The 16,381-nt window shown below is 42.5% G+C and carries 11 protein-coding genes; 3 read left to right on the top strand and 8 right to left on the bottom strand.

The window, feature by feature from the left end; translation table 11 throughout:
* Positions 1 to 44 precede the first annotated feature (44 nt).
* Positions 45 to 725, top strand: coding sequence for a 2-C-methyl-D-erythritol 4-phosphate cytidylyltransferase (locus I5907_RS09230; protein ID WP_196990423.1), 681 nt, complete (start codon positions 45 to 47; stop codon positions 723 to 725).
* Positions 726 to 813: 88 nt separating this feature from the next.
* Here I5907_RS09230 and I5907_RS09235 read toward each other — a convergent pair whose 3' ends face one another.
* The 7 genes from I5907_RS09235 to I5907_RS09265 form a co-directional block, all read right to left on the bottom strand.
* A complete protein-coding gene (locus I5907_RS09235; protein WP_196990424.1) occupies positions 814 to 1,716 on the bottom strand; it encodes a hypothetical protein in 903 nt (300 codons plus the stop codon).
* A gap of 1 nt (position 1,717) precedes the next feature.
* Positions 1,718 to 4,528, bottom strand: coding sequence for a M1 family aminopeptidase (locus tag I5907_RS09240; protein ID WP_196990425.1), 2,811 nt, complete (start codon positions 4,526 to 4,528; stop codon positions 1,718 to 1,720).
* A gap of 676 nt (positions 4,529 to 5,204) precedes the next feature.
* On the bottom strand, positions 5,205 to 7,568 hold the full coding sequence (locus tag I5907_RS09245; RefSeq protein WP_196990426.1) for an ATP-binding protein: 2,364 nt from the start codon (positions 7,566 to 7,568) through the stop codon (positions 5,205 to 5,207).
* Between the two features lie 198 nt (positions 7,569 to 7,766).
* A complete protein-coding gene (locus I5907_RS09250) occupies positions 7,767 to 8,960 on the bottom strand; it encodes a carbamoyl phosphate synthase preATP-grasp domain-containing protein (protein WP_196990427.1) in 1,194 nt (397 codons plus the stop codon).
* Positions 8,961 to 9,544: 584 nt separating this feature from the next.
* Positions 9,545 to 10,306: a CPBP family intramembrane glutamic endopeptidase gene (locus I5907_RS09255; protein ID WP_196990428.1), complete on the bottom strand. Its 762-nt coding sequence runs from the start codon at positions 10,304 to 10,306 to the stop codon at positions 9,545 to 9,547.
* The gene (locus tag I5907_RS09260) at positions 10,306 to 10,914 is read right to left on the bottom strand and encodes a hypothetical protein (protein WP_196990429.1); all 609 of its coding nucleotides are present in this window, start codon (positions 10,912 to 10,914) and stop codon (positions 10,306 to 10,308) included. Before I5907_RS09260 ends, I5907_RS09255 begins: the two co-directional genes overlap by 1 nt.
* A gap of 51 nt (positions 10,915 to 10,965) precedes the next feature.
* Entirely contained in the window at positions 10,966 to 12,477 is a 1,512-nt protein-coding gene (locus I5907_RS09265) for a M28 family peptidase (protein ID WP_196990430.1), read from the bottom strand.
* A gap of 308 nt (positions 12,478 to 12,785) precedes the next feature.
* Here I5907_RS09265 and I5907_RS09270 point away from each other — a divergent pair, with 308 nt between their 5' ends.
* Entirely contained in the window at positions 12,786 to 14,024 is a 1,239-nt protein-coding gene (locus I5907_RS09270; RefSeq protein WP_231402009.1) for a DEAD/DEAH box helicase, read from the top strand.
* Positions 14,025 to 14,261: 237 nt separating this feature from the next.
* Positions 14,262 to 14,735 carry a hypothetical protein gene (locus I5907_RS09275; protein ID WP_196990431.1) on the top strand — a complete coding sequence of 158 codons (474 nt, stop codon included), beginning with the start codon at positions 14,262 to 14,264 and terminating at the stop codon, positions 14,733 to 14,735.
* 192 nt (positions 14,736 to 14,927) lie between these two features.
* Here I5907_RS09275 and I5907_RS09280 read toward each other — a convergent pair whose 3' ends face one another.
* Positions 14,928 to 16,379 (bottom strand): TolC family protein, encoded by a 1,452-nt coding sequence (locus I5907_RS09280; RefSeq protein WP_231402010.1) that lies wholly within the window; start codon positions 16,377 to 16,379, stop codon positions 14,928 to 14,930.
* Between the last annotated feature and the right edge of the window lie 2 nt (positions 16,380 to 16,381).

The raw sequence follows: 16,381 nt of genomic DNA on the forward strand, positions 1-16,381 counted from the left end.
AGCGGCGTAATAGCAAATGAGATTTATTTGCTTTCTTTGGACACATGAAAAAATATGCTGTTATCGTAGCAGGCGGCGCCGGTACAAGAATGGGCAATGTAACACCCAAACAGTTCCTGTTGCTAAAAGGTAAACCTGTTTTGTGGTATACGATAGATTCTTTTTTACGTGCCTATGATGACATGCATATTGTACTCGTTTTACCGAAGGATCATTTAAAGAAAGGAGAGAAAATCATCAACCAGCTGGACCATGCAAACGGAAAAATAGTAATGATAGAAGGTGGCAGTACCAGGTTCCATTCTGTAAAAGCTGGTCTGCAAACGATCGAAGAAGAAGCTGTTGTTTTTGTGCATGACGGCGTGCGATGCCTCATCAGCGTACCGTTGATAAGACGCTGCTTTAACCAGGCTATAGAAAAAGGCAGTGCAATACCCGCAGTGGCCGCCACAGATTCCATCCGCATTGTTAAAGATGGTACTCACTATATCAGCGACCGGCAGCAGGTACGCATTATACAAACACCACAAACTTTTTTAAGTACCATTATTCTGCCAGCATTCGAACAACAATATGACGAGGCTTTTACAGATGAAGCAACAGTGGTGGAAGCGTATGGCACACCCGTACACTTAACAGAAGGGGAGTACGATAACATAAAAATTACAAGACCTATAGACCTGCTCATAGCTGAGCGTATTATTGAAGACAGGTCTGCATTTTAGGTATGATGTACCCGGCTGCAGTAAAAGCATGAAGCACCTGTTGCGTCGCACTCTTGTACTTCCTGTTTGCTATGCAGCAACAACCCCGCTAAGGTTTCAACCAGCGCAGCGGGGCAGGTAACCGGTTAAAATGACACGCGTAATAAAACTGGTTCTCCCCGCCAAAATTTTTATAAAAATGCTTTACACCCGGAATATCTGAACCTTCAAAATCCAGTATCAGACCGGTGCCCGCAAACTCCCGGATCAATGCATCAAATAAAAAATGATTGGCTGCTTTTTTTCTTCCGGCGTTAGACACGCTGTTTGCCAGGTTGTACAAACGCCTGCCGTCAGAAAGCAGTAATGCAATTGCCAGGGTTTCATTATTACTATCTGTTACTTTTCTTGCCATTACTTTGTTGGCACCAGCCAGGTGCGTGCACAATTGTAACAGGTTTTGGTAATCCCGGGGTTTTACATTCAACATTCTGTCACCATATAATTTTTCATACATTGAAACTGCTTCCTTGTAATCCGCATTTACATAAAAGATATTTTCCTTGGCGGCTTTGTTAAGGTTTTGCAGCAGGTCAATATGGTAACGCTGCTTAAGCAATGCGTAGTGCAACGACAAATCAAGCGTATAATTTGTGAGGGGTTGTAACGCTAAAGATTGATGGTTATAATGGAAGTTATAGTCGCCATAACTATAGTTGTCAATAAGTGCTTTAAGAAAAAAGTCTTGTGCAAATTCGGCCTTTGTAAATCCGCCAAGTTGTTGTATAAAAGGTACGGTATATGTATATATTATACCAAATTTTTTGCGCCATGGTACGGGCATTACCGCTTCATAGTCGTTGATCACAATACCGCTCCAGTTATCGGTCATATAATCAAGGTACCAGGTGTACGCATATATCAGTGGGTTACGGCTGCTTTCAACACAGCTATTCCATTTTATGGTATCAATATCAACAGAAGAAACAATATCTATCCTGGTTTGCTGCATACTACCATGGAATGGTTCTGCTCAGCTTACTCAGCTGAAACACGTCGAGGTTAATATTAAAAGAAATATTTTTTGCAAAACGCTTATCGCCAAGGTAAGCTTTGAAATAATCATTGTATACTTTACTGTATACAAGTGGTACATATACGTTCAGGCCACCGCGGAACAAAGACAGTTGCAGGCCTGCATCAAAAAGGATTTTATTGTTGGCGGCTTCATCGTTTCTCCATGCTTCGCTGTACGTACCTATATCAAGAAATAATTTTATCGGAAGTTTAAACGGTAAAGCATTCAGCGGGTTTACTTTGTCCGGTATATCGCCACTCAGGTTTATTGCAACCAGCCAGTCGTCAGATTTCCCTATTTTATCTCCCAGCAGGTCTGTACGTACTTTAAAGAATCCATCCCGCTCCATTACCTGCTGACTTTGCCAGCCTTCAAATTCATTACGGCCAATGAAGTAACCGCTATAGGTATAGTCCTCATCTCCTTTTGGTCCACTCATATTCAGGGCTGTTTTATAGGCAGCAAAAGGATTAGTGTTGTTAAGATTAAAATATTTGCCCGCAAAAACTCTTGCAGCAATGCCTTGCCTTGCCTGGTTATAATTGAAAAAGTATTTACCGGTAAAGCCAATGCGTAAAAAGTCTTTGCCCTGGTCTATTACCACGTTGGCATTATACGGGTAAAGCACCCGGTTATTTTCGTAGCTTATCTTCAACTGGTTTACGAGGTTGTTTGCCGTTGTCTTATAGGCCTGGCTAAAAGTATCTGTTGGTGTAGTAATATCTCTGAAATTGAGCTGGTCTTCTTTTAGAATAAAACTTCTTATCAGAAATGTCCATTTTGTTTTTTCACGCAGTTCTTTATTATACAATGAAAGTTTTACCGAGGGTACAAATCTTGTAATACCAAGATAAAGCTTGTCATTTTTCTCATCTGAAAAATCATTAATGGAGTAACGAATCCCGCTTGTGGCAATTTCGAGCCATGTGCGTTTGGTAAAATGATTGTAAGACAACCGCGCAGTACCATTTAATTTCCTGCTGCCGGTTGCATATACCGGTGCAATGAGGAATTGCATTTTTTGTAATGGCAACTGGTAATTATGCAGCATACCGCCAATCATTATTTTGTCATAATGGTTGAAGCCTGCTACCGGCGTAAAAATGATATATTTTGCCTGTTCTTTAAAGCCTGGTATCCCAAACGAAAATTTCGTTTTCTCCTGCATTACAGAACTGTCGATATAGCCTGTAGAATAAATCTTGTTGAAGGCTGCGGTAAGGTCACGGCCAGAAACCTTTTCCGCGGTATTTTTAAGATCTGCTGGCGATGGATGTTTGAACGAAAAGTTGCTGTAGTAAGCTCGGGTAATTGCTGCTATGGTGTCTTTGCCAACCATCTTTTCCAGGTATTCCATCCAGTCTGCCGTTTTCTCGTACACAACGGCCCCGTAATTAAATTCGCTGTACGCATCGCTTGTAAGATCAATCGGCTGGTCTTTTTTTAGACCAATCGTTGTATTCAGCAACTTATGAACGCCTGCTCCATTAAGCCCTGAAAAGTCCAGTGACGTACTGTAATGTTCAGGATAGTATTGCAACCGGTATTTTCTTTCTATAAAGGTATTGATGCCTTCATCCATCCATGCATGGTCCCTTTCGTTGGTAGCCAGGATACCCATCAGCCAGTTATGACCCACTTCATGTGCTATCGTAGCATCTACTTCCATTTCGGTTGACTCGGTAATCATTGTGAGCATGGGATATTCCATACTTGTAGGATAAACCAAAGCCTTAGGTGCAGAAACGACATTTACTGCAGGATAGGGATAGTTGCCAAACTGTGCACTGTAGAAACGGATAGCCTGTTTGGTAAACTGCAAACTGTTTGCATACAGACCGGCATTTTCAGGCAGTATATAGCAGTTGGCTTTTACTATGTTATCTCCAAGCATTATGGTATCACTTCTTACAATAAACCTTTTATCAGCAAACCATGCAAAGTCTGTTACATGGCGGGCATCGTAAACCCAGGTCTGTTGTTTTCCTGAAGAAGGAGTGATTTCTTCTTCTACTTTTCTTTTTTTGGGAAGAAAGGGTTGTTTCTTTTTATCCGGCTTTTGGTCAGTAACCATTTGCTTCAGTGTTGGCCCCTCATGTGTTTCAGTTAATAAACCAGTAGCAGCCACCTTATAATTTCCCGGTAGGGTGATTGAGACGTGGTAGTTGCCGAAATCATTGTAAAACTCTCCCTGGTCAAGATAAGGCATAGCATGCCAGCCATCTTTATCATACAGCGCTGCTTTAGGATACCATTGCGTGATGGCGTAAAACTGTTTGTAATAACCACCTCTCGAAAAAAGAAATGGCAATTTGGTATGAAAGGGGGTTGCGATAGTAACTTCCTCGTTGGGCGCCAGTGGTTTTGCCAACAACAGTTTAATAACATCAATGTCTTTGGTTGCTTCGGTTACAAGTGTTTCTTTCCCGGTTTTAAATTCAAGCCTGTTTATGTATCCACGTTGTTCTTCAGATGAAAAGTAGAAATCTGTTCTTCCGTTTCTTAATAACTGTTCGCTAAAGGCCGTCTGGTCATTTTTATATGCGTTAGCCCAAAGGTGAATAAAAATATAGCGCAATGTGTCGGGGGAATGATTGATATAATTGATCTGTTCAAAACCGTCAAGCGTATGCTCTGCATCGTTGAGGGTTACATCTATGGTGTAGTTTACTTCCTGCTGCCAGGTTTGTTGCGCATAAATATTGTGTACAAATAATAACAGCATTGCCGTCACAAAAAATCTCACAGACAATTAATTTGGGTTGAAGATACATAAGTAAACAATAATGTTATGCTGCCTGAGGATTTTGAAAAAGTATTTCGGGAGGTGATTGGTGAGACGTGAGATGTGAAACGTGAGAGATGAGACGTGAGACGTGAATGATCAATGGTGAATGGTCAATGGTGATACGTGAAACGTGAGATACTATTATTCAATCAGCGTAACTACAATTCCGCATCGTGCAGCAGCGTATTTACTTTTTTGCCTTGATGCAAAAAAGTAACAAGAAAGATCAAGGCTGCGGAAAAATCGGCTAAAATTTACTGCCTTACGCTACAGCGAAGAAGTCATACATGTAATAGCAGATTAGCTATTGAACGTAGACTTGTGAATTGCATTTGAACATTACGCATCTGCTTCGCTGCTTAACGCTGCATTCCGTAATTTCTTCACGCCTGTTTTCCGAGGACGGTTAAACCCACAACAAAATCGAACTTTACTTTCGAGACAAAAGAACAGGCAACAACCTGGAAGGAACAAATCAGCATATGAAACGAATGATGCTCATTGCATGCAAAAGGGGATCTGCTGAAACGCAGCCAGACCGCACACGTGCTGCATAAAGAATCAAACGTACAAGTGAGTGACACAACAGGCGGTGATAGTAGCAATGCCGCCGACTACCGCATTAAAAAAAGATTCAGGACGCTATTTTAAGATAGTGCAATAATTTGTTGCGCAAAGATTCCGGTTCAAAAGGTTTTATCACAACATCATTGGCGCCACAGGCAATTACCTTATCGTTTTCATCAGCATAAATGCTGGCTGTAAGGGCTATGATTGGCACTTTTGTGCCTTGTTTCCTCAGCTCGATGGTGGCATCGCGGCCATCCATAACGGGCATATGCAAATCCATGAGGATAAGCTGGTGTTTTGCCTCATTGAATTTATCAAGCGCCTCCTGCCCGTTTTGGGCTACCTCAATTTCTGCGCCCCACGACTGTAAAAACCGCGTTGCTACCACAATATTGAATTCGCTGTCTTCTACCAGTAAAATACTGATGCCTTCAAGTGGTCTTGCATTGGAAACAGTTACCGGCTTTTTGTCCTGCGCAATTTTTTTACATACCGGGAAAGTTTGCACAAAGTAGAATTCTGTACCAATGCCTTCTTCGCTTACGAGCTGCATGGTAACACCCTGTTTTTCCAGTATGCTTTTGCAAATGCTTAAGCCAAGACCTGTGCCACCAAAACTTCTTGAAGTAGACGAATCTGCTTGTGTAAACTGATCGAAAATGATGCGTTGCTTTTCTGCAGGAATACCAATACCGGAATCTTTTACCGTAAACCGCAATGTAATGGTGTTGGTATTCCGCTGCTCCGCTGCAACGGTTATCTTTACGCTACCCCTGGCGGTAAATTTAATTGCATTGTGTACAAGATTGGTAAGTACCTGGCTCATTCTTGTTGGGTCTGCAAGCACCGTAACATCAAGTGTTTCGTCTGTAGAACACTCGAGTTGAATACCTTTTTCTTCTGCATAGGTTTTAAAACCTCCGGCAATGTTTTTTACAATGCTGTGCATATCTGTTTCAATGCATTCAAAATGAATTTTACCGGCTTCAATCTTATTGTAGTCGAGAATATCATTTACAATTGATAAAAGGTTGTTCGCAGAAAACAGCATGATCTTTAGTTCTTCTTCCTGGTCTTTGCGCGGATCGTTTTTAAGCATGAGATGCGTTAAACCTATTACCGCATTGAGTGGTGTGCGTATCTCATGACTCATAGTGGAAAGAAACTGCGACTTTGCGAGCAATGCTTTTTCTGCTACTCTTTTTGCTTTTTTCAGGTTATGGGCAAACCGGTAAGAGAGTATCAATGACTGTAAAAAGAAAAAAAGAATATAGCCGATGATTACAAAGGCCTCATTGGCCTTAAACTGTTGAATGTAAGCAAGGCCGATGTATACAAACACAAGTACCAGTATTACTGCACCGCCCAATGAATAAACAGAGCCGGTCATTTTTTTACGTACGGCACTGCTGAACACATATAACGTGTACAACATATTTACCAGTGAAAAACCAAGAAATACCTTGATGAGCATGGTAAAAATGTAGGCCGGCAATACAAACACACTTACACAAAACAGCGCACATATAACTGCAATTACACTGCTTACCGCCCTGCTGGCCTGCGCAGGGTAAAGGTTTAACACGTACAGTGTGAAAAGGAATTCAGAAAAATAGAGCGAGAGGTATTCGAGACGCGTGGTGATCCACCATGGCGTGCCCTGAATAAAGGTATGCAGCGAATACGGATCTGCGCCAACAATACGGTAGCTGTATGTAATGCAAAAAAGTGAAAACAGCAACAGCGTTTTATCGTAGCGGCCAAAAATATACAGTCCGAGAAAAAACATACCGCCCATAAACAAACAACCGGTAAGCAAAAAGCTAAAAGCAGTTGATTGATCTTTCCTGTAAATAACACTGTCTTTTTCGGCAATCGAGATCGTTTGGGCTGCGCCACCTTTGGCATGTGAAAAATTGGCTATCTGCCATACGATGCGGAGTGTATCGGTACCGGGTGCAATGGTTCGCATTTCATTAGACCACCATGGTTGTGAGTCATCGGCTGATCTGCCGGGCTTTCCATTTTCGGCAATGACCTTACCATTCACATACAGCCTGTAAGAACTGTATACATCGGGAATGTTAATCGCAAGAGGCTTACTGTCTGGCGGCAATAAAACCGTTAATGCATAGGTTGCGTAACCTTTTGCGGGAAGGGTTTTGCCATTTATGATTGTATTATTCCACAGTGCCGGAAATGCAGTATAACGGGGTTTAAAATGCTCAAGAGAATCTGGTGTAAGCAGTTGTTGCCAGTAAAATGCCCACTCTCCCGAAAAGGAAATCTCATCTTCGCCAATTGACGCAGAACGGAGATCTAATAAGCCTTTCTTTGCGGTAAGGTGGTATGAAGAATCAGCAGCGTGGGCACACGATGCTGTTAATACAATAAGTATGCAGATGAGGATATAACTCAGGTTCTTCAAAGTCTGTTGGATTTACGCAATAAATTTATCGCTTTTCCTCGCCACTATAACAGCAAAACGTTGCTTTTATTGTTTCAGAAAGAATGCCATCGAAAAGTTTTAACAAAAAAGGCCGCATAAGAAAGAAGAGATAAATTTCATTCATTGCATCCCGCTTACCGGCCATTAATAAAAAAGACCGGGAAACCGGTCTTTAAATTATTTACTCAGGTACATACTCTTCTCTTTGTACAAAGTTCTGAAATATGGATCCCGCAGATCTTTTATAAAGCGGATGGCCTCTCCTGTACTTTTCATTTCGGGCCCGAGCTCTTTGTTTACGTTCGGAAATTTATTAAAGCTGAACACCGGTTCCTTGATGGCAAAACCATCCAGCTTTTTTTCCATGGTAAACTCTTTCAGTTTTGCAGCACCAATCATTACTTTGGTAGCGATGTTCAGGTAAGGTATCTGGTAAGCTTTTGCAATAAATGGCGTGGTGCGGCTTGCACGCGGGTTAGCTTCGATTACATACACTTTACCATCTTTAATAGCAAACTGTATGTTTATAAGTCCTCTTATATCGAGTGCCCGGGCAATTTTTTCAGCATAGTATTCCATGGTGGTTACTTCCAGCGGTGTAAGGTTAAATGCTGGTAATACCGCATTGCTATCGCCACTGTGTATACCTGCAGGCTCAATATGTTCCATTACGCCCATTACATGAAATTCTTCCCCGTCAAAAATGCCGTCTATTTCTGCTTCCTGGCAACGATCGAGAAAATGGTCAATGAGAATTTTATTGTTGGGTATGTGTTTAAGCAGGCTGATAACGGCTTTTTCCACTTCATCATCATTGATCACGATACGCATTCTTTGTCCGCCCAAAACATAGCTGGGTCTTACCAGTACCGGGTAACCAACTTTGTTGGCCACTTCTATGGCTTCATCAGCCGTAAAGGCCGTACCGTAAGCAGGGTAAGGAATATCGAGGTCTTTCAGCAAATCACTAAAGCGGCCACGATCTTCGGCGATATCCATACTATCGAATGATGTGCCGATGATTTTTATCCCTTTTTCCGTAAGCTTTTTGGCAAGCTTCAGCGCAGTTTGTCCGCCCAGTTGCACAATTACACCTTCCGGTTGTTCCAGTTCTATAATTTCCCACAGGTGCTCCCAGTAAACGGGTTCGAAATACAGCTTATCGGCCATATCAAAATCCGTACTTACTGTTTCCGGGTTGCAATTGATCATAATTGCCTCGTAGCCGCATTCTTTTATTGCCAGTAAACCATGTACACAGCAATAATCAAATTCAATACCCTGACCAATTCTGTTAGGACCGCTACCTAAAACAATGATTTTCTTTTTTTGCGAAGGAATAGACTCGTTTGATGAAATTGTTTGATTCATTTCTTGAAAAGATTGCGCAAAATTAAGGGTATGAAAACTTATAGAAACATAAAATTCCGCATTATGTATAACATGTGCATATGCGGTCGTTTAAAAAACAATGGTGGGCCCGGCAGCAGCAAAACTATTGAGCGTTCGTTGCGTCGCACTCTTGTACGGCAAAGCTTTGCGCAGCATGGTGAGACGTGAGACGTGAATGGTCAATGGTGAATGGTGAAACGGCAGACGTGAGACGTGAGATGTGAAATATTCTTATTCAATCAACGTGGTTGCAATTCCGCATCGTGCTGATGCAACCACTGCTAAAGCCATATCAGTATGTCAGGCTTATTCAGCACGAAAGCAGGAAAAGGCCGTACATCTTTTTTTGCCTGGCTTTTTGGTTCTTTTGTGTCAAAACAAAAGAACGGTAAACAACCTGGAAGAAACAAATCATTATATGAACCGAAAAATGCTCATTACCTGCACAAAAGCTATTTGCTGAAAATCATAGCAAGGCCGCACCCTTGATGCACAAAGAACAGAACGCACAAGTGAGTGACACAACAGGCGATGATAGTAGCAATGCAGCTTAATACAAAACATTAAAAAACGTTTTGGCCGTACAGATCAATAAGGCAGGCAGTGAGGTTAAATACGAAATGAAAGATAATACCATACCAGAGCGTATTATATTTTCTGCGCAACGAGCCAATCAGGATACCGAAGGGGATAAGCCAGACCAGCGAGAAAAAATTGAGGTGTATGGCGGCAAAAATAAAACCGGTAATCATTACCACCATGCGCTCATCCAGGAAGGCATTGAAATAATTATACAACACACTGCGAAAAGCAATTTCTTCAAATACTGCGGGCATGAACGCGATAGAATAGATCATGACCAGCACGGGGAACTGGTAAATACGGTAGGGCTCGAACAGACTGGTATCTACCTGGAAAATAGAGACATTGATCTGCTTAATGGTAAGACTGATAACTGTGGAAAAAGCAACCGACCCTGCAATAACGCCAAGCAATACCAACACATTGAAGTTGTTGAACTTTAGTACCGGCTTTATAGTGGCCCTGTTTCTCCAGGCAAAATATACTGTGACCGCAGCAAGGGATATTTCTACGAAGAACAGGCTGTCGTAACTTGTAAACCAGTTGGTAAAACGCACCGTGAGACAGAAGAACAGGTAGATGGTGTAGAATACCAGGGCACCGCGCAGGTGCCGGTTATTGAAGATATCTACCCGCCCGGCATCTGTACCAAGATAAGCACCACAATGATGGCAAAAACGATGGTAGCCTTTTACGCTGGTATCGCAATCGTCGCAATAATATGTATCCTGATCTGGCTCCATTAAATTATCAGCATTTCTTCATTTACAAGGTCTGTTCTATAAGCTGCCTGTATACCCCTGAACAATAACCACGATATGGTGGTGCAAAAGATAATGGTGTAAATACCCTGCACAGTCTTAAACGAGTTGGTAAGCTCGCCGAATACGGCAATGGTTGAAAAGGTAACCACAATAACAAAAGCTGTTAGTATGGCAGTAAACGGTCTTTTGGCGCTCCACCTTGCCAGCAGGAAAAAAAGCCCGGTGCAGGCAGCCGAAATAAGACTAAGCCAGATGCGCTCATCAAGCGTGGAAAATAAAATGCCGACGGCACTGGCAAAGAATATTGCCGACAAGATGTATAACACACTTCTTGCTACCTGTATGGTAAATTCATTCTTCTGAAGTGTTTCTTTGCGCTGTTTTTCGCGATACTGGAAAAGCAGTTGTGTTTCATCTTCCTGCTGCGGAAAGCCGCAATTGGTGCAGAAATGATGGCTGTTGTCATTTATATAAAAACACCTGCGGCATGTGGCAAAGTTTGTGGAAACATGCCTTACATGCGGCAGGTGTGCGTTTATGCGGGCTGCTTTGGTATAACGTGCGGGAAGAAAAAGTTTATACTCCATCTGCTGCAACATACTGAAAAAGCCGCAAAGAAAAACAGCTATTGTGGGCGGTTATTTGAGCGGTATATCGCGTTTGAGCATTTCATTACGGTTGGCCATTTCCCATGCAGTGTAAAACACAAGTTTTACACGTTTTGCCATCAGGTCGAAATTGATCTTGTCAACAGTATCTGATGGCTGGTGATAATCTGCGTGTGTACCGTTGAAATAGAATATAACAGGCACACCATTTTTGGCAAAGTTGAAATGATCTGACCGGTAGTAAAAACGGTTTGGATCTTTTGGGTCATTGTATTTCCGGTCGAGTTCCATTTTTACAAACCTGTTATTAATACTGTCGCTGATGGGCAGCAGATCGCTGCTTAGTTTATCTTCCCCAATGGTGTACACATAGTTCATAGAGTCGCCGTAATTTCTTTCCGGGTCTATCCTGCCCACCATATCGATATTGAGGTCCACAGAGGTTTTGTTGAGCGGGTAAACGGGATGTGCAGCGTAGTATTCTGAACCCCATAAACCTTTCTCTTCGCCCGACACCGTCATAAACACGATAGAGCGTTTGGGCGTGTAGCCTTTTTGTTTTGCTTTGGCAAAAGCTTCGGCCAGTTCAAGCACGCTTGTTGTACCAGAGCCGTCGTCATCTGCACCGTAATAGATAACCGTATCTCTTTTACCAAGATGATCGTAGTGAGCAGTAATGAATACATATTCGTCTTTTTTCTCGCCACCTGGTAATAAACCCATTACATTACTGCTCTGCAGGTTATTGGTTACGGTATTTGCCGAGAATGTAAAAGCGGCCGCATAACTGCCTGTTTGCACCTGCTGTACATCTTTAAAAGATGCCATTGATTTGCCCAGCAGCAACGCAGCGGTAGTATAAGAAACAGAAACAGCGGGCAAGGGTTTACCCTGGCTTTGCTTCAGGTACATGTTACCCTTTACAGTAGTACTTTTTTTAGGAAAATCCTTTGCAATCACAATAATACCTTTTGCGCCATTGGTTCTTGCCTGCATCATTTTAGCATATACAGAAGCAGGGTTGCGAAAACTATATTGCACAGCGGGTTTATCAGCATCTGTGGCAGTACCTTCGGCAACAATTACCCATTTGTCTTTTACATTATTGCTTTTAAAATCATTTCTTGTAGAGTCTGCAATACCAAAACCAACAAATACCACACTGTCGCCGCTCCACGAACCGGTTGACATAGACAATGGGCTTATTACATAATCGGTATACATGTTGAGCGACTTACCATTTACAGTAAAGGATGAGGTGGCAAGCGAATCCTGGAACACGGGAAAGTTCATTTGGTAACTATCGCCGTTACCCGGTAATAAGCCGAGTTGTTTAAAGTAATCTTCAATAAAGGCTGCTGCTTTTTTTTGTGCAGGGGTTGCGGTTTCACGTCCTTCCATTCCCGGGCCTGCAATTACAGAAAGTTTTGCTTTAAGATCAGCTTCTGTAATTGTTTTGGCGATCTTCTGTAATTTTTTGGTGCTTTGCGCATAAGTTAATGTGGTGCATAGCAATGCAGCTAAAACAAACGTTCTTCTCATGTGTAAAATTTATAAATGACGATATGCTTAAAACTTCCGCTAATATCGATGGAAAAACTATTGGGAAGATTTTTATTTTTTAAGCAATATCCGTTGTTATACTTATCCATTGCAGATACTTACGGCTCACCTAAATGCCTGCATACTGCGGGTGTTTCGATCAACGTTTTTTTTGCGCAGCCACGATGGCGTTTCCTGTTTCATTGTAAGCTTATTTAATTAACAAAAGGTGTAACATTCGCAGGCCAACGCTCACAAACCCCTTTATCTGCTTATATTTGCCGCAACGGACTTCAAACAAACAACACTTGACATTTAAAGATTTAAAACTTAACGAACAGCTACTGGAAGGCATTGACTCCATGGGTTATGAAAAAGCCACACCTATACAAGAGCAGGTAATTCCACCAATATTAGCCGGTAAAGACATCATCGCATCTGCGCAGACAGGAACAGGCAAAACCGCCGCTTTTCTACTACCCCTGCTGCATAAACTGCTTACAGAAGAACACGATCACCATCATATCAATGCCATGATCATTGTACCAACACGTGAGCTGGCGGTACAGATTTCACAGGCACTGGAAGGTCTTTCATATTTTACTTCCGTAAGTTCAATACCCGTTTACGGCGGCAGCGATGGCGCCATTTTTACCACGGAGAAAAAAGCATTATCCAGCGGTGTAGACGTGGTCGTGTGCACACCGGGCAGAATGATTGCGCATTTAAATATGGGTTATGTAAAACTAAACGACCTGCGTTACCTGATACTCGATGAGGCCGACCGTATGCTGGATATGGGTTTCAAAGACGATATAATGCGCATCATTGGCTACCTGCCAAAGCAAAGACAAAATCTGCTGTTCTCTGCAACCATGCCGCATAAGATCCGTGAACTGGCAAGAACAATTTTACACAATCCTGTAGAAATAAACATTGCAGTTTCCAAGCCACCCGAGCAAATCAAACAGGAAGCGTTTGTGGTGTATGAAACACAAAAGATCCCGCTGATAAAATATGTACTTACGCAGCAGGAATACAACAGCGTTATCATTTTTTGCTCCCGCAAACAGAATGTAAAGCAACTTACACGAGACCTGAAACAGGCTAAGTTTTCAGTAAACGAAATACACTCAGATCTTGAACAGGAGCAGCGTGAGCAGGTATTGCTCGATTTCAAAAACAGGAAAACAAAAATACTTGTAGCTACAGATATTCTTAGCCGTGGCATTGATATAGAAGACATAGAGTTGGTCATTAATTACGATGTACCAAACGATGGTGAAGATTATGTACACCGTATTGGCCGTACAGCCAGGGCCGCAAGTACCGGCACCGCTTATACTTTCATCAGCGAAACCGAACAAAACAAATTTGCCCGTATAGAACAACTGCTGGGGCATGCTGTAACAAAAGCAACCGTTCCTGCTACATTCGGAGAAACACCTGCTTACACACCCAGGCAGAGAAGAACCGGCGGTGGCGGTGGCGGCGGTAGTAATGGCAAACGCCGCTATTTTAAACCCAACGCAAACAGGAAAAAATAATTTTGGGTAACCGGCAGTATTGGTGCTATTTGGCACCGGTTGTGTCACTCACTTGTACTGCAGTGCTACACGCAGCAAACGATACTGCATAGCCGAAGAGAAAGCTTACATAACCTGCAGGCAATACTGCTTTACCCATTTGCACATCCTGCAACGCTGATATTATCTTTATTCATATATTAGTTTAAGTAATGCCCGTGTGGTGAATGCCAATCGTGTACACTTAAAATATGATATATGAATGAAGACAGCAAGCTTAAAAAGGCTGTGCTTATTACAAGCATTACGTTGTTTGTACTGTCATTAACGCAAAAGAGTTTTTGTACTACGTCGGAGTGCAGTGATTCAATAATGGTATTGTTACTTGGCTGGGGTGCCATATTTTCCGATGCAGCAGGTATGGCCTGGTATGCCAACCCTCTGTTGTTTGCTGCGTGGTGGCTGCTTAAACCAAACCTCAGGTTATCCATGACATTCAGCGCATTTGCCGGTTTGCTCTCTCTTTCATTTTTGATATTTGATAATATTACCGATAATGAGGGCGGCCAGGCGCATCGCATTGTTAGTCATAACGCCGGTTATTGGTTGTGGTTATCCGGCTGCCTGGTAATGCTGGCAGGCACATTTGTTTTAATGTTCCGGTATAATATGCGGCATGTGGAAACATCTGCAGAGCGATGGTCTCAAAAAAGAAAAGAAGATTACATGTAAAAAGCAACACGGGCAACTTTGTGGCCCGTGTTGCTTTGCCGGCTAAAGCATAACGCTGACGTACTGGTGAAACAGCCGTGATGTTTTTTACCACTTCGGTAAACGGGAGGCTGCAGCCGCCATAAAAAAGGGACGCACAAGTGAGTGACACAACAGGCGATGCCATAAAATACCATAGCCGGTAAACAAAACTTATTGCCAGCCACCACCCAACGCACGGTACAATTGGATCAATGCAACAAACACATCTTTCCTGGTATCATTGAGTTCAAACTCTGCCTGCAATACGCTTTTTTGCGCGGTGATTACCTCGAGATAAGAAGCATAGCCGGCCACGTAAAGATCATTTGCCGAAGAAACGCCAGACCGCAACTCTTCCACCTCTTTGGATTTTAGTTGTTGCATGTGCCTTTTGTTTTCAATATCGTTGAGCCCCGTATGCACTTCTGTAAAACTGTTGATGAGCGACTGCTGAAACCTGTAAAATGCTTCCTGCTGATTTGCGCCGGCAAGTTTGTAGCTGGCATATAGCTCTTTCTTATTCAGCAATGGCGCCGTAAGACCACCGATGATGCCATACGCTACAGATCCGGTGTTTAGCAATAAGTTTGCTTTGAATGCATTGAGGCCAAGATAGGGTGTAATGGTAAGCGAAGGTAACGATGCAGCCTTTGCAGCAGCAACATCAAACTTTGTTGCTTCGAGTTCGAGTGAAGCCTGTTGTACATCAGGCCTTCTTGTAAGCAATGTTGCAGGAATGCCTGCATTGATGATTGAAGGCAAGGTACTGTTCAATGTATTACTATCCCTGGCTATAGATTGCGGGTAGCGGCCAAGCAGGTAGTTCATACTGTTTTCCACCTGTACAATTTCCTGTTTGGTGCTGTATTCAAAACTTTGTGTATTGTAGAGCTGCGCCTGGAATTGTTGCACAGCAAGCTGTGTGGCACGGCCCGTTTCCTTCATTACCCTGACAATATCTAATGCATCCTGCTGGTATTTGATATTGCGTTGGATGATCTTTAACTGGTTATCCAGCGCCAGCAGGTTGTAATACCCTGAAGCAATATCGGCCACAAGCGATGTAACGATAAATTGCCTGCCTTTTTCAGATGCCAGCAACCTTGAAGCTGCTGCCTTTTTGCTGTTCTTTAATTTGCCCCACAAATCAATCTCCCAGTTGCTGCGCAGGCCAAGAAAAAAGTCTGGCGTAACAGGATAAGGAATGGTCCTGTCTTTATCTATGTTCTCAGAAAAATTGGTATCGAAGTTTCCAACACCGTTCATGGTATAATTACCAAACTTATCAATGCCCGTACTGGCAACCGCATTAACCGAAGGCAAAAAAGCACCTTTCGCTCTTCGCACGATGGCTTTTGCGGCCTCAATACGCTGCATGGCTATCTGCAGGTCAGGATTGTTTAATAAAGCTGTATCAATTAAAGAAACGAGTAAGCTATCTGCAAAAAAATTGCGCCACTGTACATCTGCTATACCCACAGTATCTGAAGTTGCTATAACAAAACTATCCGGTACATTCTTTAAAGCAGGTGTTACAACAGGCTGGTAAGCTTTACAGCCTGCCATAACAAAAATGGATGCAACCAGTATACAATTAAAACTTCTTTTATAATTATAGATCATGT

This window comes from Panacibacter microcysteis (assembly GCF_015831355.1).
Classification (GTDB): domain Bacteria; phylum Bacteroidota; class Bacteroidia; order Chitinophagales; family Chitinophagaceae; genus Panacibacter; species Panacibacter microcysteis.